This window comes from Pseudomonas sp. TE4620, from assembly GCF_056279045.1.
Genome location: NZ_JBWBQO010000001.1, coordinates 5210464 through 5233814 on the forward strand (window position 1 = coordinate 5210464; position 23351 = coordinate 5233814).

The 23351-nt window shown below is 62.6% G+C and carries 21 protein-coding genes; 14 read left to right on the top strand and 7 right to left on the bottom strand.

What is annotated here, in order from left to right; translation table 11 throughout:
• Nucleotides 1–17: 17 nt before the first annotated feature.
• Entirely contained in the window at nucleotides 18–2780 is a 2763-nt protein-coding gene (gene polA, locus ACZ9A3_RS24295; RefSeq protein WP_476253207.1) for a DNA polymerase I, read from the top strand.
• Nucleotides 2781–3082: 302 nt separating this feature from the next.
• Here the strand turns inward: polA and yihA are convergent, their stop codons facing one another.
• Complete coding sequence (gene yihA, locus ACZ9A3_RS24300; protein WP_045200667.1) at nucleotides 3083–3715, bottom strand: ribosome biogenesis GTP-binding protein YihA/YsxC; 633 nt, start codon at nucleotides 3713–3715, stop codon at nucleotides 3083–3085.
• A gap of 193 nt (nucleotides 3716–3908) precedes the next feature.
• Here yihA and ACZ9A3_RS24305 point away from each other — a divergent pair, with 193 nt between their 5' ends.
• From ACZ9A3_RS24305 to ACZ9A3_RS24335, 7 genes are all read left to right on the top strand, one after another.
• A complete protein-coding gene (locus ACZ9A3_RS24305; protein WP_045200664.1) occupies nucleotides 3909–4211 on the top strand; it encodes a c-type cytochrome in 303 nt (100 codons plus the stop codon).
• Between the two features lie 33 nt (nucleotides 4212–4244).
• Complete coding sequence (locus tag ACZ9A3_RS24310) at nucleotides 4245–4862, top strand: c-type cytochrome (RefSeq protein WP_045200661.1); 618 nt, start codon at nucleotides 4245–4247, stop codon at nucleotides 4860–4862.
• 167 nt (nucleotides 4863–5029) lie between these two features.
• Complete coding sequence (dsbA, locus tag ACZ9A3_RS24315; RefSeq protein ID WP_093377597.1) at nucleotides 5030–5659, top strand: thiol:disulfide interchange protein DsbA; 630 nt, start codon at nucleotides 5030–5032, stop codon at nucleotides 5657–5659.
• A 12-nt stretch (nucleotides 5660–5671) separates the two neighbouring features.
• A complete protein-coding gene (locus tag ACZ9A3_RS24320; protein WP_045200657.1) occupies nucleotides 5672–6526 on the top strand; it encodes an endonuclease/exonuclease/phosphatase family protein in 855 nt (284 codons plus the stop codon).
• 27 nt (nucleotides 6527–6553) lie between these two features.
• Nucleotides 6554–8551 carry a GGDEF domain-containing protein gene (locus ACZ9A3_RS24325; RefSeq protein WP_213602804.1) on the top strand — a complete coding sequence of 666 codons (1998 nt, stop codon included), beginning with the start codon at nucleotides 6554–6556 and terminating at the stop codon, nucleotides 8549–8551.
• Nucleotides 8552–8613: 62 nt separating this feature from the next.
• On the top strand, nucleotides 8614–9390 hold the full coding sequence (locus tag ACZ9A3_RS24330) for an N-acetylmuramoyl-L-alanine amidase (protein WP_476253208.1): 777 nt from the start codon (nucleotides 8614–8616) through the stop codon (nucleotides 9388–9390).
• A 76-nt stretch (nucleotides 9391–9466) separates the two neighbouring features.
• Nucleotides 9467–11086 carry an EAL domain-containing protein gene (locus tag ACZ9A3_RS24335; RefSeq protein ID WP_045200651.1) on the top strand — a complete coding sequence of 540 codons (1620 nt, stop codon included), beginning with the start codon at nucleotides 9467–9469 and terminating at the stop codon, nucleotides 11084–11086.
• 12 nt (nucleotides 11087–11098) lie between these two features.
• Here ACZ9A3_RS24335 and ACZ9A3_RS24340 read toward each other — a convergent pair whose 3' ends face one another.
• Together ACZ9A3_RS24340 and algB are read right to left on the bottom strand one after the other, a co-directional pair.
• On the bottom strand, nucleotides 11099–12886 hold the full coding sequence (locus tag ACZ9A3_RS24340; protein ID WP_476253209.1) for a KinB sensor domain-containing domain: 1788 nt from the start codon (nucleotides 12884–12886) through the stop codon (nucleotides 11099–11101).
• Entirely contained in the window at nucleotides 12883–14229 is a 1347-nt protein-coding gene (gene algB, locus ACZ9A3_RS24345; protein ID WP_045200647.1) for a sigma-54-dependent response regulator transcription factor AlgB, read from the bottom strand. The genes ACZ9A3_RS24340 and algB overlap by 4 nt, the downstream gene beginning before the upstream one ends.
• 207 nt (nucleotides 14230–14436) lie before the next feature.
• On the opposite strand from algB, the gene ACZ9A3_RS24350 reads away from it, so the two are divergent.
• The 6 genes from ACZ9A3_RS24350 (at nucleotide 14437) to ACZ9A3_RS24375 (ending at nucleotide 19860) form a co-directional block, all read left to right on the top strand.
• A complete protein-coding gene (locus tag ACZ9A3_RS24350) occupies nucleotides 14437–15273 on the top strand; it encodes a BON domain-containing protein (protein WP_045200645.1) in 837 nt (278 codons plus the stop codon).
• A gap of 173 nt (nucleotides 15274–15446) precedes the next feature.
• On the top strand, nucleotides 15447–15731 hold the full coding sequence (locus ACZ9A3_RS24355; RefSeq protein WP_093377582.1) for a hypothetical protein: 285 nt from the start codon (nucleotides 15447–15449) through the stop codon (nucleotides 15729–15731).
• A gap of 45 nt (nucleotides 15732–15776) precedes the next feature.
• Nucleotides 15777–15941, top strand: a complete 165-nt coding sequence (locus ACZ9A3_RS24360; RefSeq protein WP_010222609.1) for a DUF1328 domain-containing protein — start codon at nucleotides 15777–15779, stop codon at nucleotides 15939–15941.
• A gap of 2 nt (nucleotides 15942–15943) precedes the next feature.
• Complete coding sequence (locus tag ACZ9A3_RS24365; RefSeq protein ID WP_045200641.1) at nucleotides 15944–16414, top strand: inhibitor of vertebrate lysozyme family protein; 471 nt, start codon at nucleotides 15944–15946, stop codon at nucleotides 16412–16414.
• A 748-nt stretch (nucleotides 16415–17162) separates the two neighbouring features.
• Nucleotides 17163–18494 (top strand): glutamate/aspartate:proton symporter GltP, encoded by a 1332-nt coding sequence (gene gltP, locus ACZ9A3_RS24370; protein WP_195885386.1) that lies wholly within the window; start codon nucleotides 17163–17165, stop codon nucleotides 18492–18494.
• Between the two features lie 136 nt (nucleotides 18495–18630).
• Nucleotides 18631–19860: a nucleoside recognition domain-containing protein gene (locus ACZ9A3_RS24375; protein ID WP_093377573.1), complete on the top strand. Its 1230-nt coding sequence runs from the start codon at nucleotides 18631–18633 to the stop codon at nucleotides 19858–19860.
• Here the strand turns inward: ACZ9A3_RS24375 and ACZ9A3_RS24380 are convergent.
• Genes ACZ9A3_RS24380 through ACZ9A3_RS24395 form a run of 4 tightly spaced genes read right to left on the bottom strand, consistent with a single transcriptional unit; the run spans nucleotide 19842 to nucleotide 23347 of the window.
• Nucleotides 19842–20465, bottom strand: a complete 624-nt coding sequence (locus ACZ9A3_RS24380) for an ABC-type transport auxiliary lipoprotein family protein (RefSeq protein ID WP_093377568.1) — start codon at nucleotides 20463–20465, stop codon at nucleotides 19842–19844. The two genes, ACZ9A3_RS24375 and ACZ9A3_RS24380, sit on opposite strands and share 19 nt — an antisense overlap.
• The gene (locus tag ACZ9A3_RS24385) at nucleotides 20462–21400 is read right to left on the bottom strand and encodes an MlaD family protein (RefSeq protein ID WP_045200632.1); all 939 of its coding nucleotides are present in this window, start codon (nucleotides 21398–21400) and stop codon (nucleotides 20462–20464) included. The genes ACZ9A3_RS24380 and ACZ9A3_RS24385 overlap by 4 nt, the downstream gene beginning before the upstream one ends.
• 1 nt (nucleotide 21401) lies before the next feature.
• Nucleotides 21402–22196, bottom strand: coding sequence for an ABC transporter ATP-binding protein (locus tag ACZ9A3_RS24390; protein WP_476253351.1), 795 nt, complete (start codon nucleotides 22194–22196; stop codon nucleotides 21402–21404).
• Between the two features lie 5 nt (nucleotides 22197–22201).
• Complete coding sequence (locus tag ACZ9A3_RS24395; protein WP_045200628.1) at nucleotides 22202–23347, bottom strand: ABC transporter permease; 1146 nt, start codon at nucleotides 23345–23347, stop codon at nucleotides 22202–22204.
• Between the last annotated feature and the right edge of the window lie 4 nt (nucleotides 23348–23351).

Below are 23351 nucleotides of genomic sequence, written 5' to 3' on the forward strand. Positions count from 1 at the left end.
AAAGGTTGATTCTGCACATGAGCCAAGCTCCCCTCGTCCTGGTGGACGGTTCCTCGTACCTGTACCGCGCCTTTCACGCGCTGCCACCACTGACTACCTCCAAGGGCCTGCCGACCGGCGCGGTCAAGGGCGTGCTGAACATGCTCAAGAGCCTGCGCAAGCAGTATCCGAACAGCCTGTTCGCGGTGGTCTTCGACGCCAAGGGCGGCACTTTCCGCGACGAAATGTTCGCCGAATACAAAGCCAACCGGCCGAGCATGCCCGACGACCTGCGCGTGCAGATCGAGCCGCTGCACGCCAGCGTACGCGCCCTGGGCTATCCGCTGCTGTGCGTCGAAGGCGTAGAAGCCGACGATGTGATCGGCACCCTGGCGCGCAGCAGCGCCGCGGCCGGGCGCCCGGTGATCATCTCCACCGGCGACAAGGACATGGCCCAGCTGGTCGACGGCCACATTACGCTGGTCAACACCATGACCGGTACCGTGCTCGACGTCGCTGGCGTGCACGAGAAATTCGGCGTCGGTCCTGAACACATCATCGACTTCCTCGCCCTGATGGGCGACAAGGTCGACAACATCCCAGGCGTGCCGGGCGTGGGTGAAAAGACCGCGGTGGGCCTGCTGACCGGTATCGGTGGCGGCCTGAGCGACCTGTACCAGAACCTCGACAAGGTGCCGACCCTGGCCATTCGCGGCGCCAAGACCCTGCCGGCCAAGCTGGAAGAACACCGCGACGCGGCGTTCCTGTCCTACGAGCTGGCCACCATCAAGATCGACGTGCCACTGGACGTCGAAGTCGATGCGCTGGTGTGCGGCGAGCCTGATCGTGACGCGCTGCTGGCGCTGTACACCGAGATGGAGTTCAAGAGCTGGGTCGACGAAGTTCAGCGCGACGCCAAGCGTGCCGGCCAGGAAGTGGTGGTCGAAGCGCCGCAGGAAGTGGTCGAGGCCCAGTACGAAACCATCCTCGACCAGGCCCGTTTCGATGCCTGGCTGGAGAAGCTGCGCCAGGCGCCGCTGTTTGCCTTCGACACCGAAACCACCGGCCTCGATGCCCAGCAGGCGCAACTGGTCGGTGTGTCGTTCGCGGTCCAGGCCCATGAAGGCGCTTATGTGCCGCTGACTCACTCCTACATGGGCGTGCCCGAGCAGCTTGACCGCGACAGCGTGCTGCTGGCGCTCAAGCCGCTGCTGGAAGACCCGGCCAAGGTCAAGGTGGCGCAGAACGCCAAGTACGACATGAACATCCTGGCCAACTGCGCCATCGGTGGCGACATTGCCAATGGCATCCAGATGCAGGGCGTGGCCTACGACACCATGCTCGAGTCCTACGTGCTTGACTCCACCGCCACCCGTCACGACATGGACAGCCTGGCGCTCAAGTACCTGAACCACACCACCATCGGCTTTACCGACATCGCCGGCAAAGGTGCCAAACAACTGACCTTCGATCAGATCAGCCTGGAGCAGGCCGGCCCCTATGCCGCCGAAGACGCCGACGTCACCCTGCGCCTGCACCAGACCCTGCAGCAGAAGCTGGCGAGCATTCCGAGCCTGCAGTCGGTACTGACCGACATCGAAATGCCGCTGGTGCCGGTGCTGGGCAAGATCGAGCGCCAGGGTGCGCTGGTCGATGCCAAGCTGCTGGGCGTGCAGAGCATCGAGCTGGGCGAGAAAATGGCCGAGCTGGAGCGCCAGGCCTTCGAAATCGCTGGCGAAGAATTCAACCTCGGTTCGCCCAAGCAGCTTGGTGTGATCCTCTACGACAAGCTCGGCATGCCGGTGCTCAACAAGACCGCCAAGGGCCAGGCTTCCACTGCCGAAGCGGTGCTGGCGGAACTGGCCGACATGGACTTCCCGCTGCCCAAGGTGCTGATGCAGTACCGCTCCCTGAGCAAGCTCAAGAGCACCTACACCGACCGCCTGCCGGAGCAGATCAACCCGCGCACCGGGCGTATCCACACCTCCTACCACCAGGCGGTGGCGGCCACCGGGCGCCTGTCGTCCAGCGACCCGAACCTGCAGAACATCCCGATCCGTACCGCCGAAGGCCGGCGTATTCGCCAGGCCTTCGTCGCTGCGCCGGGCTACAAACTGCTGGCGGCGGACTATTCGCAGATCGAACTGCGGATCATGGCCCACCTGGCCCAGGACGAAGGCCTGCTGCACGCGTTTCGCAACGACCTGGACGTGCACCGCGCCACCGCTGCCGAGGTTTTCGGCGTCGAGCTGGAGCAGGTCACCATCGACCAGCGCCGCAGCGCCAAGGCCATCAACTTTGGCCTGATCTACGGCATGAGCGCCTTTGGCCTGGCCAAGCAGATCGGCGTCGACCGCAAACAGTCCCAAGCCTACATCGATCGTTACTTCGCCCGTTACCCGGGCGTGTTGGCCTACATGGAGCGCACCCGCGCCCAGGCTGCCGAGCAAGGCTATGTCGAAACCCTGTTTGGCCGGCGCCTGTACCTGCCGGAGATCAACGCCAAGAACCCGGCCCTGCGCAAAGGTGCCGAGCGCACGGCGATCAACGCGCCGATGCAGGGCACGGCAGCCGACATCATCAAGCGCGCGATGGTCGCTGTGGATAACTGGCTGAGCGATTCGGGGCTGGATGCCCGGGTGATCCTCCAGGTGCACGACGAATTGGTGCTGGAGGTGCGCGAAGACCTGATTGAGCAAGTGCGCGAGCAAATTCGTCCACACATGAGCGGTGCCGCGCAGTTGGACGTTCCGCTGCTGGTTGAGGTCGGTGTGGGGTCAAATTGGGACGAAGCACACTAAAAATGCGCTGAAATTCGGGGAAAAGCTGCGGCATATCGTCGCGGCTTTTTAGCTGGCCTGATGCCATTAGCGCCGGAAATTTCCCATCTATCGCAAATAGTTTTTAAACGTCAGGAACTAAACCGGTGAACCGCGACTCAGAGTAACTGAATGGCTGGTGAAGCCCTTCGATGCTCCTATGTTGTGTTAAGTGTTGGCAGATATCTGGACCCCGCCCTAGCGGTCCGGAACTTGGACCCCGAACTTCCCCCTCCCCATACGAAGTCCGGGGTTTTTTTTGCCCGGCGTTTGCCGGGCAGCCCTTATTCTGCGGGCTTGTCCGCCAGTTCCATCCAGCGTGCCAAAACGCCGTAAGCCTCTTCCAGGCCCTGGCGCTTGGGCGCCGAGAACAGCTGGATCGAGACGCTGTCGCCCCAGCCTTTGCGAATTTCCGCCTGCACCTTGAGCAGGGTGTTCTTGGCCGCGCCGAAGGTCAGTTTATCGGCTTTGGTCAGCAGGATATGCATCGGCATGCCCGAAGCGCGCGACCAGTCGAGCATCATCATGTCGAAGTCGGTCATCGGATGGCGCACGTCCATCATCAAGATCAAGCCCTTCAAGGCCTCGCGGCTGCCCAGGTAGGCCTCCAGGTGGCGCTGCCAGTGCTGCTTGAGCGGGATCGGCACCTTGGCATAACCGTAGCCCGGCAAGTCGACCAAACGCCGTTCATCGTCCAGACTGAAGAAGTTCAACAGCTGGGTGCGCCCCGGGGTTTTCGAGGTGCGCGCCAGGCTGGCGTGGGTCAGGGTGTTCAGGGCACTGGACTTGCCAGCGTTGGAGCGGCCGGCAAAGGCCACTTCATAGCCCTGGTCGGGCGGACACTGGTCGACCTTGGCAGCACTGATGGCGAATTTGGCCTGTTGGCAGAGGCCGAGGATGGGGTTTTTGACTTGCATGGGATATCCGGTGTGGGCGTTGCCAGAGGCGGGCTCGGCAAGCGGTGTCGTTTCCGTTTCAGTAACGGGAGTATATAATGCCCCAGATTTTGTGTGCGCATTATCCCAGCGTAGGAGGATGTGCACGGGGGCATCGGATTCAAGCTTGCGCATTAGAACGCAGTGCAGCCCCCAACCCTGAAAGGTCGTTCGCATGACGAAATGGCTGCTTGTTGTCGGTGTCTTGATACCGTTATTCAGCGCTCAGGCTACACAGGATCCCGAGGCGTTGTACAACCGCACGTGTGCGGCTTGTCACGCCGGGCAGCTGCCACAGGCACCGAAAGCGGGTGATCGTGCGGCTTGGGAGCCAAGACTGGCGAAGGGTATGGAGATACTGGTGGTGCATGTCACCCAGGGTTTCAAGGCTATGCCAATGCGTGGATTGTGCATGGACTGCAGTGCCGAGGACTACCAGGCGATCATCCAGTGGATGAGCCGGAGTCCCGATACATAACTCTTTCACCCTTAGCCGTAGTTGGATTAGCTGATGAACAAACTACTCGTGAGTCTGCTGTTGACCTTGGGCATCACCGGTGCAGCCAATGCCGCAGAGCCTATCAAAGGGGATGCCGCTGCTGGTCAGGCCAAAACTGCTGTATGTGGCGCTTGTCACAATCCGGACGGCAATAGCCTGGCGCCGAACTTCCCGAAACTTGCAGGCCAGGGTGAGAAGTACCTGGAAAAACAATTGCACGACATCAAGTCGGGCAAGCGCACCGTGCTGGAAATGACCGGCATGTTGGCCGCCTTCAGCGACCAGGACCTGGCCGACATCGCCGCCTACTTCTCCAGCCAGAAAGGCAGCGTTGGCGCGGCTGATCCGAAGCTGGTCGAGCGCGGTCGCGCGCTGTTCAATGGCGGCGACGTCGAAAAAGGCCTGCCGGCCTGCACCGGCTGCCATTCGCCTAATGGCGCAGGCATCGCCCTGGCCGGTTTCCCGCACCTGGGTGGCCAGCACTCCAGCTACGTAGCCAAGCAGCTGACCGACTTCCGCGAAGGCAACCGCACCAACGATGGCGATGCCACGACCATGCGCACCATTGCCGCCAAGCTGAGCAACAAGGACATCGAAGCACTGTCCAGCTACATCCAGGGTCTGCATTGATCCGTGCTTTAACGCTGGGTTAATACTGCGGCGCAAAGATGAAAAGGGTGGCTTCGGCCGCCCTTTTTTGTGCCCGCTGCCGTTACACTAACGAACTCGGGCCAGCCTCGGCCTGTCCTACGACCGGTCGCGCCAAGGCGACTCAATAGACTGCTCAGGAGTAAAGCATGCGTAATCTGATTCTCGGCGCCGCGCTGGTCACCGCCAGCCTCTTCGGCATGACTGCCCAGGCCGCCGAACCGGTAGCCTTCGACCAGTATACCGAGCTGAGCAACCCGGTTCCGGTGTCGGTCCCTGGCAAAATCGAGGTGGTCGAGCTGTTCTGGTATGGCTGCCCGCACTGCTACAGCTTCGAGCCGGTAATCAATCCGTGGGTCGAGAAGCTGCCGAAAGACGTCAACTTCAAGCGCATTCCGGCCATGTTCGGCGGCCCTTGGGATGCCCACGGGAAGATGTTCCTGACTCTCGAAGCCATGGGCGTTGAACACAAGGTTCACGCTGCCGTGTTCGAAGCGATTCAGAAGCAGCGCAAGCAACTGACCAAGTTGGACGACATGGCTGATTTCCTCGCCACTCAAGGCGTGGATCCTGACAAGTTTCGCGCGACCTTCAACTCCTTCGCCATCAATGGCCAGGCCACCAAGGCCAAAGAACTGGCCAAGAAGTACGGGATCACCGGCGTACCGAGCATGGTCGTCAACGGCAAGTACCGCTTTGACCTGGGCACCGCCAAAGGTCCGCAGGGCGTGCTGAATGTCGCTGACTACCTGATCGCCAAGGAGCGCGCCGCTAAGTAAGCGGCGCCAGCCATGCGCCGCTGGAGAACCGAGCGAGGCGTTGGCCTGTGTGATCCGCAGGTCAATGAACATCACCTGCAGGCTAACGGCCTGCCAGAGGACGGCCGGCTGCGGCTGCTCAGTTTCAACATCCAGGTCGGCATCAGCACCGAGCGTTACCGCCATTACCTGACCCGTGGCTGGCAGCATCTGCTGCCGCACACCGGGCGGGCCGGCAACCTGCAGAAAATCGGCGACCTGCTCGCCGACTTCGACCTTGTTGCCCTGCAAGAGGCCGATGGCGGCAGCCTGCGCTCAGGCTACGTCAATCAGGTCGAGCACCTGGCCCAGCTCGGCGCCTTCCCTTACTGGTACCAGCAGCTCAACCGCAACCTCGGACGCCTGGCCCAGCACAGCAACGGTGTGCTCAGCCGCCTGAAGCCGCAACTGCTTGAAGACCACCCGCTACCCGGCCCGGCTGGCCGCGGGGCGATCCTGGTGCGTTTCGGCGAGGGTGAAGACGCCCTGGTGGTGGTAATGATGCACCTGGCCCTGGGGTCCAAGACCCGGGCCCGGCAGCTTGCCTACATTCGCGAACTGATCGGCGGCTACCGCCATCAGGTTTTGATGGGCGACATGAACACCCATGCCACCGACCTGCTAGAGCACTCGCCGCTGCGCGACCTGGGCCTGATCGCGCCCCAGGTTCAAGCCACCTTCCCCAGTTGGCGGCCGCAACGCTGCCTTGATCATATTCTGCTCAGCCCGAGCCTGACCCTGGAGCGGGTCGAGGTTCTGGCCCAGCCTATTTCCGATCATCTACCGGTCGCGGTTGAGATTCGTTTGCCTGATGCCCTTGCTGTGGATACGCTGCCCGCTTTGAGCTAATTGCCATTACCCTCTGCGGACCCAGGCATGACCGACGAAGCCCAGCGCTGGAAAGAAAAATACCTCAAGAGTATCGAACAGCAAGAGAAGCTGGAGCGCCGTTGGGAGGCTCGTCTCGACCTGTTGCGCCGTGGCCTTGTGCGCAGCACGCTGGCCGCCGAAGGCAGTGACCGCGCGGTGGACCAGTGCATGAAGGAAATGCGCGAGGTGATCCGCACCGACAACATGGACGCCGCCCTCGCAGGCTTGATCCCGCGCCTGGAAAAGGCCGTGCTCGATTCCGAGCAGCGCCGGGAAACCCGAATCGCCCAGGTCACCACCGCCCTCACCTCACTGGTCAGCCAACTGCAAACCCTGCCCTTGCCCAGCGACGTCAGCCGGCCGCTGAAAAAGTTCGCCAAGCAGGTCGAGGCCCGCGCCAGCCAGTCGCGCGAGATGCCCCTGCTGCTGGGAGAGTTGAGCGGCTTGCAGGGCCAGGCGCTGTCGGCGCTGGAGCGGCCTGAAGAAGCGCAACGCCCGGGTTTGTTGCAGCGCCTGTTCGGTAATCGCGACGGCGAGCCGGAAGAAGCCCTGCAACCGGCTCTCGCCGTTGCGGTACCGGCGGCAACTGAGGTCAGAGAACAGCCCGTGGCCGTGGCGCCCGAACCCGCCGCTGTCGATGTTGATGAGCTGCAGCCCTTGCCGGTTGCTGCAGAGGTCGTTGCCGAGGCGTATGAGTCTGCAGCCGTGGAGCCCCAAGCCAGCGCGCAGCCGCAGTTTGAAGGTACATCCGAGCCTGAGCCGGTTGCCGAGCTGCCAATCGAGCCAGCAGCTGAAGCTGAACTGCCAGCGCTAGCCGAGCCGGTCACACTGGACTCCGAGCAGGATGTACTGGCCTTGCTCGAGCACAGCCCGGACGAGCCGCAGGCTGACCTGGCAGAAGCAGAGCCGGTAGATGACGAAGAGGCCCAGTTCGCCCTGCCCGACGGCACCGAGCCCACCTATAGCTCGGTCGCGGCGCATATCGAAGACACCCTGCTCGGCCTGCTCGACGACCTGACCCTGCCCGAACGCCACAAGGCCCAGGCGCAGTCGATGCGCGAGCGCCTGGAGCACGGCCTGAACTGGTACGAGCTGCTGCCGGTGCTGGATGACCTGGCGGTGCTGATGCTGGCAATCAACGACAGCGGCCAGCACGAGTTCGAAGCCTACCTGCAGCAACTCAACGAACGCCTGGAGTCATTCCAGAGCCACCTGCACGAAGCCAGCGCAGGCCATGCCGACAACACCTCGGCCGCCCGCGACCTCGACAGCCAGCTGCGCGAGCAGGTCGATGGGCTGCAAAGCAGTGTGCAGGGCGCGGCCGACCTGGGCAGCCTCAAGCACATCCTGGAAAACCGCCTCGAAGGTTTGCTCGGCACCATGGACGAGCACCAGCAGCAGCGTGACCAGCGCGAGCAGGACATGGCCAGCCGTCTGCAAGGCTTGGCCGAGCGGGTGGCGAGCATGGAGCAGGAAGCCCTGGGCTACCGCGAGCACCTTGAAGAGCAGCGCCAGAAAGCCCTGATTGATCCGCTCACCGGGCTGCCCAACCGCGCCGCCTGGTCGGAGCGGGTCGATCAGGAAGTGCTGCAATGGCAGGAAAGCGGCGGCCATCTGTTGATGGCGATCCTCGACCTCGACCATTTCAAGCGTATCAACGACAGCTATGGCCACCTGGCCGGTGACAAGGTTTTGAAAATAGTCGCCAGCGTGCTGCGCAAGCGCCTGCGCAGCCAGGATTTCATCGCCCGCTTTGGTGGTGAGGAGTTTGTTTTGCTGATCCCGCAAACCTCGCTGCCAGCTGGCTGTCAGCTGGCGGAAGCTCTGCGGGCAGCCATCGAAGCCTGCCCGTTCCACTTCAAGGGCGAGCGGGTGACCATTACCCTGTCGATCGGCATCAGCGCGTTTCGCAGCGGTGAGCGCAGCGAGGTGGTGCTCAAGCGGGCAGACGAAGCGCTGTACCGGGCGAAACATCTTGGTCGAAATCGCGTCGAACAGGGCTGAGTGGCAAGGGCGAGGATACGTTAAGCTTACGCTTTGCAGACTCTCATCACAGTGCCCTCTTCATGAAAGCGTTTTTCACCGCCCTCCTGCTGCTGACGCTGGCAGGTTGCACCAGCGGTTTGCGGATCGACCGCAGCCATACTTCGGTCAACCAGGACGAACGCATCCAGTTCGTCGTCCTGCATTACACCAATGCTTCGCTGGAGCGTTCGCTGAACTTGCTCACCCACGGCGAAGTCAGCAGCCACTACCTGATCGGCGACTCGCCGGCCACTGTTTACCAACTGGTGGACGAGAGCCGTCGTGCCTGGCACGCCGGTGACAGCCAGTGGGATGGCCGCACCTGGCTCAACTCCACCTCGATCGGCATCGAGATCGTCAACCCCGGCTATACCGACACGCCGACCGGGCGGGTCTGGCACCCGTACACCGAGGCGCAGGTCCAGGCGCTGATCGTCCTGCTCAAGGACATCGTCCAGCGCAACAACATCAAGCCGCGCTACATCATCGGCCACAGCGACATCGCCCCGCTGCGCAAGCTCGACCCGGGCCCGATGTTCCCCTGGAAGCGCCTGGCGGACGCAGGCCTTGGGGTCTGGCCGAATGCCCAGGCCGTGGCCCAGCAGCAGGCGTACTTCAGCGTCAATCCACCGAGCATCAGCTGGTATCAGCAGCAGTTGAAGCGCTTCGGCTACGCCATCGAGCAAACCGGCGAGAATGATGTCAGCACCAAGCACGTGCTGGCAGCCTTCCAGATGCGCTTTCGCCCGCAGCGTTTCGATGGCGTGCCGGATGCCCAGACGGCGGCCATGTTGCAGGTGCTCAACAGCCGTCGTTGAGCCCCCACCGCCCAACGGGCAGGCTGACTTGACTGGCAGTTGCTATACCTCTTGGTATTCAACTGGATAATTATTGATGTCAGCTGCCCTCTCGGTGTTGCGCCATTTGCTCTATCGTCCCTGGTTACTGGCCACACTCGCGGCTACGGCCAGCGCGATCCTGCTGCTCATGGCCAGCGTCGGTGTGGCCATGCACCAGATGCAGCAAAGCGAAATCGAGCAGATGAACGCCAAGGGCGAGCGCTTTCTGGTGCGCCTGGAGCAGATCTTCGGTCAGCTGCGCGAAGGCGTCGATCAACTGCAGTCGCAACCCGTGCGCGGGTGCGATGCCAGCATGCTGACGGCTTTGCAGCAGGTCGCCTTCAATTATCGTTTCGTCTACGAAGCCGCTTACGTCGATGGTAATGTTGCCTGTTCCAACCGGGTTGGCGAGCGCACCATCAACCCGCTGCGGCCTGCGGATATCCAGGGCCCGACCTATAGCTACTGGCTTAACACTACCACCGAGCCGGATGACAACCTGGCGGCGCTGATGCTGGGCCGGGGCAAGTTCCTGGTCGCCACCTCACGCGGGCACATCACCGACGTGGTTGACCTGCCGCCCGAAGGCAGCCTGCTGGTGGTGCTCGACAACGGCACACGGGCGGTACCGGTGCTGGGCCCGCCGCAGGTCTGGCCGCCGTCCGCCGATTGGCCGCCGGCCTCAAGTGGTTCGCTGCTGGAGCTCCCGGATCGGCTGATCTACCGCATGCCGACCAAGTCACCGGACTATCAACTGGTGCTGATCGCGCCCAGGGCCAGCATGCCGCTGAAGATGAACGGCATTCTCTGGCTGCTGTTCCCCGGTAGCCTGGTACTGGCCTGGTGCATTGGCTGGCTGGTGTTACAGCTGATTCGCCAACGTCGCTCGATGAGTTCGGAGCTGCAGGGCGCGCTGCGCCGGGGCGAATTGCAGGTGCTTTACCAGCCTATTTTCGAGCTCAACAGCCGCCGCTGTGTCGGAGCCGAAGCACTGGTGCGCTGGCGTCGCTCGGATGGCACGCTAACCAGCCCGGACCTGTTCATCCCGTTGGCGGAGAACACCGGGCAGATCCGCCAGATCACCGATTTCGTCCTGCAGCGGGTGCTCGAGCAACTCGGCCAGTTGCTGCGCGCCAACCGCCAGCTGTACATCTCGGTCAACCTTGCCGCTTGCGATGTGATGGTGCCGAGAATCGGCCGGGTGGCGGCACGCCTGCTGGCCATGCACCACGTGGCGGCCAGCCAGATTGCCTTCGAGGTTACCGAGCGTGGGTTGATCGATGTGGTGGTGGCCCGGGACAACCTGCAAGCCTTGCGCGCGGTCGGGCACCAGGTGTTGATCGATGATTTTGGTACTGGCTACTGCAGCCTGGCCTACCTGCAAACCTTGCCGGTCGACTGCCTGAAGATCGACAAGGCCTTTATCGATGCCCTGGGCCATGACGCAGCCAGCAGCGGCGTGGCCCCGCACATCATCCGCATGGCCCATGCCCTGCAGCTAAGGGTGATTGCCGAAGGCATCGAGTACGAAGACCAGGCCCTGCTGCTCAATAGCGAAGGGGTCAATTATGGCCAGGGCTGGTTGTTCGCCCATCCGCTCAATGCACGCCAGTTCATCGAGCTGATCACCCGCGGCCGGCGGCTCGGGCCCCGGCGCATCGACGACGAAGCCTGAGCCGCAGGCGATTCAGACTGGCAAGGCCATATAGAACTGAGTGCCTTGCCCGGGCCGCGAGTACACACCCATGCGCCCGCCGTGCAACTGGACAATCTCCTTGCACAGCGCCAGGCCCAGGCCGGCACCGCCCTTTTTGCGTCCGACCTGGACGAAAGGTTCGAAGATTCTGCCCTGCTGGCCGTAGGCAATGCCCTCGCCGTTGTCTTCGATGCTGATAATCACCCGCTCGGCGTGGCGGCGTGCATGCAAGCGGATGCGCCCGGCGGTTGGCGTATGGCGCACGGCGTTGTCGAGCAGGTTGTCCATGACCCGGTCCAATTGCGCCGGATCGGCCTGGATACGCGGTAGCGGCGCAGTCAGCTCGACCTGCAGCTCGATCTGTTTGTCGTTGGCCGCGGCGGCAAAGCGTTCGCAGGCCCGGCCGAGCAGTTCGTCGATGGCGCAGGGGGTCAGGTCGAGTTTTTGCAGGCCGCTCTGGTAACGAGAGAAGTTCAGCAGGTCGTTGATCAGCTGGTTCAGGCGCTGCATCTCTTCGCCGATGGTGTCGGACAGATCGGCTTCCCGCGAGCCGGGGGCAAACTTCAGACGTTCGCGCAGCAGGCCGAAGGCCATGTGCATGCCGGTCACTGGCGTGCGCAGTTCATGAGACGCGCGCAGGACGAACTCGCTGCGTACCCGTTCGAAGGCACGTTGCTCGGTGACATCGTGCAGCACCATCACCGCGCCGAGGATTTGCCCTTGTGGGTGGCATACCGGCGTCAGGCTGTAGGAAAGCAGCCGGGTTTCTTCATCTATTTCCAGGCTGAGGTCGTCAGGCACGCGGTCGAGGGTGCCGCCGCGCAGTACCAGGCGCAGTTGCTCGTCCAGCTCCGGGCGTTGCAGGGCATCGCCAAGGCCTGTGCCCAGACGCGCATCTTCCCAGCCCAGTTGGCGCTGGGCGACCGGGTTGAGATGCTCCAGATGACCCTGGCGATCGATGATCAGCAGGCCGTCGTCGATACTGTCGAGCACCGCCTGCAAGCGCTGCTGGCCGGCCAGCACTTCGTCGATGTTGGTTGCCTGATGCTTGCGCAAAGCCTCGGCCATCAGGCCAAAGCGGCGGGTCAGCTGGTTCAGCTCCAGGGCGTGGGACACCGGCAGGGTGACCTCGAAGTTACCTTGGCCTATCTGGTCGGCCGCCTTGGCCAATGCTTCGATCGGCTGGCCGACCCGGCGGGCGATACCATGGGCGGTGACAAAACCGAGAATCAATACTGTCAGGCCCACCAGGCCGAGCAAACCGCCAATCAGCAGGGCGCGGTCATGGGCTTTCTGCTCGCTTTCATTAATGTGCTGCAAGGCGCGCTTGTGCGATTCGACCAGGTCGCTGCGCAACAGGTTGAAGGCATGGCCCAGGGGCTGGTCGGCGCCCAGGCTTTTCGAGGTTTCAGCGCTGTTGCGGTAAGCCTGCAAAAAGGCCTGGTAGTCGAGGTTGGCCTTGGCAAAACCCTGGTCGCCCGGGCTTTCGTCGTCATGGTTGATGCCTTCGTCCAGTAGTTGCTGGAACTGGCGTTGCAAGGTTTCGAGGGCTGGCCTGTCCGGGGCGTCATCCAGCAGCAGGGTCAACTGCTCGCCCAGGTTCTGCCGCAGCTTCAGGCCCAGGTCGAGGGTTACCGAGTTTTCCCGCACCAGCGCCTGTTGCGCGCTGGCCATCTGCAGCACGCTGACCAGGCCCAGCAGCAAGCCGAACAGGGCGACGGTGATCAGCGCCGAAATGCTGAGGAAAAGCCGCGTGCGCAGCTTCATCGCCAGTTTCATAAGTTGTACTGCTTGCGCTTGCGGTACAGGGTCGAGGCGTCGATTCCGAGGGTCTTGGCGGCCTGGTCGAGGGTTTCGCTGGTGGCCAGCACCGCACCGATGTGGGCGCGTTCCAGCTCATCCAGGCTCAGCGCCGCGCCAATGCGCGGGGCATTGCTGGCCGGTTGTTCGGCCATGCCCAGGTGGCTGATCTCGACGCGCTCCTGGGCACAGATGATGCTCGCCCGCTCGACCACGTTGCGCAGTTCGCGGATGTTGCCCGGCCAGCGGTAGTTGAGCAGCGCGGCGCGGGCCTCCTCGCTGAAGGCGCGGGCCGGGCGCGAGTATTCCTTGACGAAGCGGGCAAGGAAGCGATCGGCCAGGGTGAGGATATCTTCACTGCGCTCGCGCAGGGGCGGCAGGTGCAGGGTGATGACGTTCAGGCGGTACAGCAGGTCTTCGCGAAAGCGCCCTTCGCGGACCATGTCCTCGAGGTTGAGGTTGGTCGCGGCCAGAATCCGCACATCGGCGCGGCGGGTCACCGGGTCGCCGACGCGCTCGTATTCCTTGTCCTGGATAAAACGCAGCAGCTTGGGCTGCAGGGTCAGCGGGAAATCGCCGATTTCATCGAGGAACAAGGTCCCGCCGTCAGCCTGGTTGACCCGCCCCAGGGTGCTTTCGCTGGCACCGGTAAAGGCCCCGCGGCTGTGGCCGAACAGCTCGCTTTCCATCAGCTCGGCAGTCAGCGACGGGCAGTTGATGGTCACGCAGGCTTTGCGCGCGCGTTTGCTCCAGCCGTGAATGGCGCGGGCCAGTTCGCCCTTACCGGTGCCGGACTCACCGAGAATGAGGATGTTGGCGTCGGTGGTGGCGACCTGGCGGGCGGTTTCCAGCACCACCATCATGGCCGGGCTGTGTGAGTCGAGGCCGTCCTTGGGCTTACGCACTTCGCCTTCCAGCGCTTCGAGGCGCGCCGACAGCTGACGGACTTCCAGTTGCTTGGCCGTGGCCAGGCGCAACTGGTCCGGGCTGCAGGGCTTGACCAGGTAATCGGCGGCGCCGGCCTGGATCGCATCCACCGCCGTGTCGACCGCCGAATGCGCGGTGACGATCACCACGCGCATCCATGGCGCCTGGATACGCATCTGCGCCAGAACATCCAGGCCGTTGTCTTCGCCCAGGCGCAGGTCGAGGAAACACAAGTCGAAGACTTGCCGTTGCAGCAGGGTTTCGGCCTGCGCCGCGCTGTTGGCGGTGGCAACGCTGTAGCCTTCATCTTCAAGACAGTAACGAAAGGTTCGCAGGATGGCGGACTCATCGTCGACCAGCAGAATACGGCCTTGATGTTCCTGGGCTGACTCCATTTCCTACGCTCCTTTGAGAATGATCTAGGTTAGTGTCGGAAAAATCGGGCAAGTTGCATGGTTCATTCTGATTCATTCCGTTGCCTGCATGGTAGCCGTTCGCCCAAAACTTATCTAACTCACTGAAAAATCAGCGGTTGTTTATCCGAAAGGAACTGGCACGAGTACTGCGAAGACAAAAGACTCTGAGCCCTCGGAGGTTTTCTCATGTTCGCGCCCTATCCGTTGGCAGTCGCCACTGCCCTGTTCCTGCTGCTGCCGATGGCCAGCAGCGCCGCCGAATCACCGGCTTCCAGCGTGCAGCAGGCGCGCCAGGAAGGCGCCTTGCAAACCGCCCTGGCGCTCAACCGCTTGCTCAACCCATACAAGATCGAGGTCAGGGTCGAGGGCAGTACGGCGCATTTGCGCGGCGAGGTCGAAAACCAGGTCGAGCGCCAGCTGGCCGAAGCCGTTGCTCTGGCCACCCGCGGCATCGAAGCGGTGCAGAACGACCTCAAGGTCAATGCCGAACTGGTCGAGCAACCTTTGGAGCGGCGCGCCTATGCCCAGCGCCTGGAAGACGCGACCCTCGCCTCGATCATTCGCGCGCGTCTGCTGTGGAGCACCCACACCCAGGCAGCACCTATAGAAGTCGACAGCCGTGAGGGCGTGGTGACCCTGCGCGGCCAGGTCAGTAGCGCCGAAGCCAAAGAGCTGGCGGGGGTACTGGCCAGCTCCACCGAGGGCGTTTACCTGGTCAACAACCTCATCAGCCTGAGTGCGGCCGATCTGGCCAGGCAGCGTGAAGAGCGCCAGCAACAGGTGACCGAACCGCAGCTCAGCGACGCCTGGATCAATGCCAAGGTGCAGACCAGCTTCATGTACAGCCGCAACCTCGATGGCCCGAACATCAAAGTGGCGACCCAGGATGGCGTGGTGCGGTTGTCCGGCGAGGTGGTCAGCAGCGAACAGAAGACCATCGCCATCGAGGTCGCCCGGCAGATTCGCGGCGTGCGCGGGGTGGATGCCGACATGCTCAAGGTAGCAACCAAGGTGCAGGGCTGATCATGCAAAACGCACGAACGCTTGAGCCCGATCGTGCAGGATACGTTTTAGGCTGAACCGATGTATGTACATAAGTTGTTGATTTATAAGGATAAAAAATAGTTTCAAAGGCTGGCATGCAGGCTGCAATGACTACATCAAGTCAACAATAAAAGCAGCAGGAGGAGCACGGCATGAACCGCCAAACCGCCACCCTAGTGCAGGTTTCTTCGCTTCAGCTGCGCCAGGGTCTGTTTTTCAGCCTGGCGCTGCTGCTGACCCTGATTGCCGGCCAGCTCTACAACAGCTGGGAAACCGCGCGCAGTGCCGAGCAGCTGGCTGCCCAGGCCGCGCTGGTGGCGCAGGTTCAGGCACAACGCCCGGTAGCTGCGCTGCAGGCCAGGGTCGCACTGTCTACGCCGGTGACCACTCCTGCCGTTGTCGACACTGCTGCACCACGTGATCGCTGGGTGTTTTAACCGAGCACCCAAGGACCTCTTCCAAAAACGGTAAGGAGAATCACCATGTTGAGTTGGGCCATCACCTTCCTGATTATCGCCATTGTCGCTGCCGTGCTGGGCTTCGGTGGTATCGCCGGCGCCGCTACCGGTATCGCGAAGATTCTGTTCATTATCTTCCTGGTGCTGTTCGTGGTGTCCTTCTTCTTTGGTCGCCGCGGTAGGGGCTGAGTATGAGCACAACGCTAGGCAGAGCCCTGGTTGCCGCCCTGATCATGGGCGGCAGCGCAGCGGCAATGGCGGCCAATGACGGCCAGGTCCGGGCCAACCAGATTCTTGGCTCGGACCCCGAATACCGGGAAACCTGGCAGGACGTGGTCAAAAACGAAGAACGCTTGCCCGAATGGGTCCTCAACCTGAGTGGTACTTCCGAGCAACAGATGTCGGCGGTTGAGGAAGATGGCGACAAGTATCTGGTCGGACCGTTGTGCGAATCCGAGCAGAAGTGCCTGAACAAGCGTCTGATTGTCGCCTTCAGTTGGGACAAGGACGAAGCCTACGGAATGCTGGTAGAAGTGCCCGAAGGCCTGCCGTCCGACAAGTCGCCCACACGCCACGCCGACTACCGTTGGCTGGGCAAGCCGGATGAAGGCATGCAGGCCCTGCTCAAGGAGCAGCTCAAACGTGATCCGAACTGGTACTGAGGTGTTGCTCACACTTCTGTACATATATAGAAGCTGAACCTTTTTTCATTTCAGGCTTCTATGCTGCGCCGCCCGAGGAAGGCAGGCGCATGACCAGGGGGCCGGGCTGCTCTGATTGTTTCAGGATCGGAGGGGCCTAGGGGTACAGGGAGTACCTCCGATGAGGGCCGGGTCAGGTGAAGCGGTAGCGGAAGTTGCGGGTCGGACAACTGCCTTCAGGCAGAGGTGTCCGACCGGACTTCCGTAGCGCTCTTTACGGCGATCGCTTTTTCCCCCGCAACAAATTCGTTTTTCCTACCGAAGCTGTCGACGCATATTTTTGCCCGACCGTACATCGATATTTTTTCGCCCCGCCGTCCTGGCAAAGTCGCTGCGATTTCACCCATTCGGATTGTCGAACAAAGCCCTTTGTCACTCGGGCGCATACCTCTATATCGGCCGGATTATGGCGCTTTGGCCATCGTCGGATTTCCGAACGGTAGGCGAATAACCCATTGTGACGTACGTTTTGGCCGATAAACCTCATGCCGATTCGGCATGGGGTAGTCGTTTACGGCATTAGACGGAGCCCCCCCACGTGGGAATAGTTGCGCCTTTTTTCGCTGGCCTGAGCGTTCCTACGCTCGCTTGCGGTGACCTTTTACGGTGCCATCGGTAGATAACAAGAAACGATATGGATTGCTGGCAACAGCTCTGGGTCGCGGTTATCAGCCTGGTGGCCGTTTCCACTTGAAGAAAAGGTAACGACATGAAGAAGGCAAAGCTAAGCCTCGCCTGGCAGATCCTCATCGGTCTGGTACTGGGGATTGCAATCGGCGCTTTACTGAACCATTTCAGTGCAGAAAAGGCATGGTGGATCAGTAACGTCCTGCAACCTGCCGGTGACATCTTCATTCGCCTGATCAAGATGATCGTCATCCCGATCGTGATTTCGTCGCTGATCGTGGGTATCGCCGGGGTTGGCGATGCGAAAAAACTCGGCAGTATCGGCCTCAAGACCATTATCTACTTCGAGGTGGTGACTACCATCGCCATCGTCGTCGGCCTGGTCCTGGCCAACCTGTTCCACCCGGGCGCCGGCATCGACATGAGTACCCTGGGTACCGTCGATATCTCCAAGTACCAGGCCACGGCGGCCGAGGTTCAGCATGAGCATGCGTTCATCGAAACCATCCTCAACCTGATCCCGTCGAACATCTTCGCAGCGCTGATGCGCGGTGAGATGCTGCCGATCATCTTCTTCTCGGTGCTGTTCGGCCTGGGCCTGTCGAGCCTGCAGGCAGACATCCGCGACCCGCTGGTGAAAACCTTCCAGGGCGTCTCCGAAGCCATGTTCAAGGTCACTCACATGATCATGAACTACGCGCCAATCGGTGTGTTCGCGCTGATCGCGGTGACCGTCGCCAACTTCGGCTTCGCCTCGCTGCTGCCGCTGGCCAAGCTGGTGCTGCTGGTGTACTTCGCCATCGCCTTCTTCGCCTTCATGGTCCTTGGCCTGATCGCCCGCCTGTTCGGCTTCTCGGTGATCAAGCTGATGCGCATCTTCAAGGACGAACTGGTCCTGGCCTACTCCACCGCCAGCTCCGAGACCGTGCTGCCGCGCGTGATCGAGAAGATGGAAGCCTACGGTGCGCCGAAAGCCATCTGCAGCTTCGTGGTACCGACCGGCTACTCGTTCAACCTTGACGGTTCGACCCTGTACCAGAGCATCGCGGCGATCTTCATCGCCCAGCTGTACGGCATCGACCTGTCGCTGAGCCAGCAGCTGCTGCTGGTGCTGACCCTGATGGTTACCTCCAAAGGCATCGCCGGTGTACCGGGCGTGTCCTTCGTGGTCCTGCTGGCCACCCTGGGCAGCGTCGGTATCCCGCTGGAAGGCCTGGCCTTCATCGCCGGTGTCGACCGCATCATGGACATGGCCCGTACTGCCCTGAACGTAATCGGCAACGCCCTCGCGGTTCTGGTTATCGCTCGTTGGGAAGGCATGTACGACGATGCCAAAGGCCAGCGCTACTGGAACTCGCTGCCGCACTGGCGCAGCAAGGAAGCCGTACCGGCTGGCAAAACTGCCAGCAAGTAAGCGCTAACCTGGCTGTACGAAAAGCCCCGACCTGGTCGGGGCTTTTTTGTTGGCTACATCGGGAGTAACTCGACGTTTATGGCGCGAAGCCAACCCGGCCCGCTATCATTTGCGCCATCTTTGGGGGGAACAACGGATGCTCAACGGCCTTTGGCTTGGTTTTTTCATTGTCGCGGCCATTTCGGCCATGGCCCAATGGCTGGTGGGCGGTAACGCCGGGATCTTCGCGGCAATGGTCGAAAGCATCTTTGCCATGGCCAAGCTTTCGGTCGAGGTCATGGTCCTGCTGTTCGGCACCCTGACCCTGTGGCTGGGCTTTTTGAAGATTGCCGAAAAAGCCGGCATCGTCGAATGGCTGGCCAAGGTCCTCGGCCCGCTGTTTGCCCGGTTGATGCCGGAAGTCCCGCCCGGCCACCCCGCCCTGGGCCTGATCACCCTCAACTTCGCCGCCAACGGCCTGGGCCTGGACAACGCCGCCACGCCCATCGGCCTCAAGGCCATGCGCGCACTGCAGGAGCTCAACCCCAGCTCGACCACGGCCAGCAACGCGCAGATCCTCTTTCTGGTGCTCAACGCCTCGTCGCTGACCCTGCTGCCGGTGACCATCTTCATGTACCGCGCCCAGCAGGGGGCGATGGACCCGACCCTGGTGTTCCTGCCGATCCTGCTCGCCACCAGCGCCTCGACCCTGGTCGGCCTGCTGTCGGTGGCGGTAATGCAGCGCCTGCGCCTGTGGGACCCGGTGGTGCTGGCGTACCTGATTCCCGGTGCGTTGCTGCTGGGCGGCTTCATGGCGTTTCTCGGCACCCTGTCGGCTACCGCGCTGGCGGGGCTGTCGTCGATTCTCGGCAACCTGACCCTGTTCGGCCTGATCATCCTGTTTTTGGTGGTCGGCGCGCTGAAGCGGGTGAAGGTCTATGAAACCTTCGTGGAAGGCGCCAAGGAGGGCTTTGACGTCGCCAAAAGCCTGTTGCCCTACCTGGTTGCCATGCTCTGCGCCGTCGGCGTGCTGCGCGCCTCAGGGGCGCTGGAGCTGGCTCTGGATGGTATCCGTCATGCAGTCGCGTGGCTGGGCTGGGACACGCGCTTTGTCGAGGGCCTGCCCACCGCGCTGGTCAAGCCGTTCTCCGGCAGTGCGGCGCGAGCAATGCTGATCGAAACCATGCAGACCCACGGCGTCGACAGCTTCGCGGCCCTGGTGGCAGCGACCATCCAGGGCAGCACCGAAACCACTTTCTATGTGCTGGCGGTGTATTTCGGCGCCGTCGGCATCCAGCGCGCCCGCCATGCGGTGGGTTGTGCGCTGCTGGCCGAGCTGTCCGGGGTGATCGCGGCGATCTTCGTCTGCTACTGGTTCTTCGCCTGAAGCTGATCGGCCTGGTTTACCGTCCAGTCGACCAGTTGCTTCATCAACTGGTCGCTGGCTGAGCCGAAGCCGCTGACTACCGCGGCTACCTGCTTGTCGCTCAACGGCTGGCGTACTTCGAAGCGCTGGCTGGCAAGGATGCGCTGGCTACGGCCCTGCACCAGGCGGGCGTCGTAGCGGATCACCACAGCCAGGCCGTCGGCGCTGTACTCGCTCTGGAAGGCCTGCAGTTCGCCGGCAATTTCATAATCGCTTTGCAGGTTGCTGTCGTCGGCGCTCAGGCGCTGCACGCGGCCGTCACGCTGGAAGGCATCGAGCATGCGGTTGCGCAGCAGGGTCGGTGCCGGGTCGCTCCAGCGCGCGCCCTTGTAGCTGCTGATCAGGTTGCCCTGCGGCACCACGGCGATGCGCGGGCTGTTCAAGGCATCACTGGCGATTGGCTTATTGATCCGCAGCGACCACGGCGCGCTCTGTGTCAGCGAGCGGGTGCTTTGCGCCGAAGGCAGGCGATAAACATCGGCAGGCTCGGCCTGCGGCAGGATCGAGCAGGCGCTGCCCAGGCTCAGTGCAGTGGCCAGGGCCAGGTAGCGACAGGTACGGCTCATGGCTCGAACTCCTTGTTTTTGTCACGGCCCAGCAGGTAGCCGCTGGGGTTGGCTTCCAGGCGCTGGGAGATGCCCTTGAGCGAGGTCAGAGTGTCGCGCAGCTCGCGGATGGCCGGCGCCAGCTGGTTGAAGCCCTGGGCGCCGCCATCGATGGCTTCGCGGTTGTCATTGAGCAGCTTGTTGATGGTTTCGGTGCTTTGCGCCAGCGACTGCATGGCTTGTTCGGCACTGCCGAACATCTGCTTGCCCTGGCTGCTGAGCAGGCCATTGGCGTTGCGCATCAGTTCGCTGGTCTGTTCGAGCATGGCGCCAGCCTGCTTGCCGACCTGGGCCAGTTGCTGGATACCCTCGCGGATGTCACCACGCTGGTCGTTGAAGGCGCCGGTGGTCTGTTCAAGGTTGCTCAGGGTGTTGCTCAGGCGGGTGACGTTGTCTTCGGAGAACAGCTGGTTGGCGTTGTGCACCAGGGCGTTGATGTTGGTCATCAGGTCGCTGCTGTCGTCCAGCAGGCGGGCAATCGGCGACGGTGAGGCGACGATCACTGGCAACTTGCCGTCCTTGCCCTTGAGCTCCGGGCTTTGCGGCGTGCCGCCACTGAGCTGGATGAACGAGGTGCCGGTGATGCCGGTCAGGGTCAGCTTGGCCAGGGTGTCTTCCTTGACCGGCGTATCGGCGCTCAGGCGCACCTGGGCCAGGACCCGGCGCGGGTCGTTGGGGTCCAGGCGCAGGCTGGTGACGTCGCCAACCTTGATACCGCTGTACTGCACCGAGCTGCCCCGGGACAAACCGGACACGGCCTCGTTGAACACTACTTGGTAGTCCTTGAAGGTGCTGTCGACACTCGACTTGGTCAGCCACAGGCCGAACAGCATGGCGCCGGCCACCACCAGCACGGTGACCAGGCCGATCAGGACATGATGTGCACGGGTTTCCATCTCAGAGCTCCTTGGGCGCTGTAGCGGCCTGATACGCCGCGCGGCCACGCGGGCCATGAAAATAATCGTGAATCCAGGCGTCGTCGGTGTCTTCGACCTCGGCGATAGGCCCGGCCACCAGCACCTTCTTCTGCGACAGCACGGCGACGCGGTCGGTGATGGTGTAAAGGGTGTCCAGGTCGTGGGTGATCAGGAACACGCTCAAGCCCAGGGCGTCGCGCAGGGTCAGGATCAACTGGTCGAAGGCCGCTGCGCCAATCGGGTCGAGGCCGGCGGTGGGTTCGTCGAGGAACAGGATGTCCGGATCCAGCGCCAGCGCCCGGGCCAGGGCCGCGCGCTTGATCATGCCGCCGGACAGCGACGAGGGGTATTTGTCTGCCGCCGAAATCGGCAAGCCGGCCAGCGCCAGCTTGACCCCGGCCAGGTGCTCGGCATCGGCGCGGCTCAGGCCTGCGTGTTCGATCAGCGGCAAGGCGACGTTCTCGGTGACAGTCAGCGACGAGAACAACGCGCCCTTCTGGAACAGCACGCCGAAACGCCGCTCGACCAGCGAGCGTTGCTCGTCGCTGGCGCTGCTCAAGTCCTGGCCGTACACTCGCACCTGGCCTTCGTTGGGTCGGCGCAGGCCGACGATGCTGCGCAGCAACACCGACTTGCCGCTGCCCGAGCCACCGACCACGGCGAGGATCTCGCCGCGGTAAAGGTCCAGGTCGAGCTGCTCGTGCACGCTCTGGGTACCGAAGCGGTTGCAGATGCCGCGGGCCTCGATCACCGCTTCACGTGGCTTTGTGTGGATCTCGCTCACCAGCCCATCTCCATGAAGAACAGCGCCGCCACGGCATCCAGGACTATGACCACGAAGATCGACTGGACCACGCTGGAGGTGGTGTGGGCGCCGACCGATTCGGCGCTGCCACTGACCTTGAAGCCCTCAAGGCAGCCGATGGCGGCGATCAGGAAGGCGAAGAACGGGGCTTTGACCAGGCCGACCAGAAAGTGCTGCACGCCGATATCGCTTTGCAGCAGCGACAGGAACATCGCCGGCGAGATACCCAGTGACAGCGCGCAGACCACCGCGCCGCCGATAATGCCGCAGAGCATGGCGACAAAGGTCAGCAACGGCAGTGCGATCAGCAGTGCAAGCACCCGCGGCACCACCAGCAATTCAACCGGGTCGAGGCCCAGGGTGCGGATGGCGTCGATCTCTTCGTTGGCCTTCATCGAGCCAATTTGCGCGGTGAAGGCACTGGCGGTGCGCCCGGCCATCAGGATGGCGGTCAGCAGCACGCCGAATTCCCGCAGGAACGAGAATGCCACCAGATCGACGGTAAAGATGCTCGCGCCAAAGCTGGCCAGCACCGTGGCGCCAAGAAAGGCCACCACCGCCCCCACCAGAAAGGTCAGCAAGGCAACAATGGGCGCGGCGTCCAGGCCAGTCTGCTCGATATGCGCAACCACCGAGGTGACCCGCCAGCGCTTGGGCTGGAACAGGCGCAGGAACAGGGTTTGCAGGATCAGGCCGACGAAGCCGAGGATCTGCAGGGTGTCTTGCCACAGGGTGTCAACTGCGCGGCCGATGCGGGTGAGCAGCTGGATCAGTACCGAGCGCTCGGGTTGTTTTTCCGGGATGCAGAAGTCTTGCACCGAGCAATACACGGTCTTGAGCAGTGCCTGGCTGGCGGCGGGCAAGTGCGTGGCGGTTTCGGTCAGCCGCGCCAGGCGTTCGGCGCCCAGCAGCTCGACCAGCAACGCCGCACCGGCGGTGTCGAGCTTGCCGAGCTGGTCGAGGTCGACCTCGGTAGAGGCGTCGTACTGGCCGGCCAGGCTGTCGCTGCTGCGCTTGAGGCTGGTGTAGTTGGCCAGGGTCCAGTCACCGACGATCCGCAGCCGTGGCGGGCTGCTTGCAGTGTCCAGGGTGGCGCTGGCGTGTGTAGTCATAGGCTCCATGCAG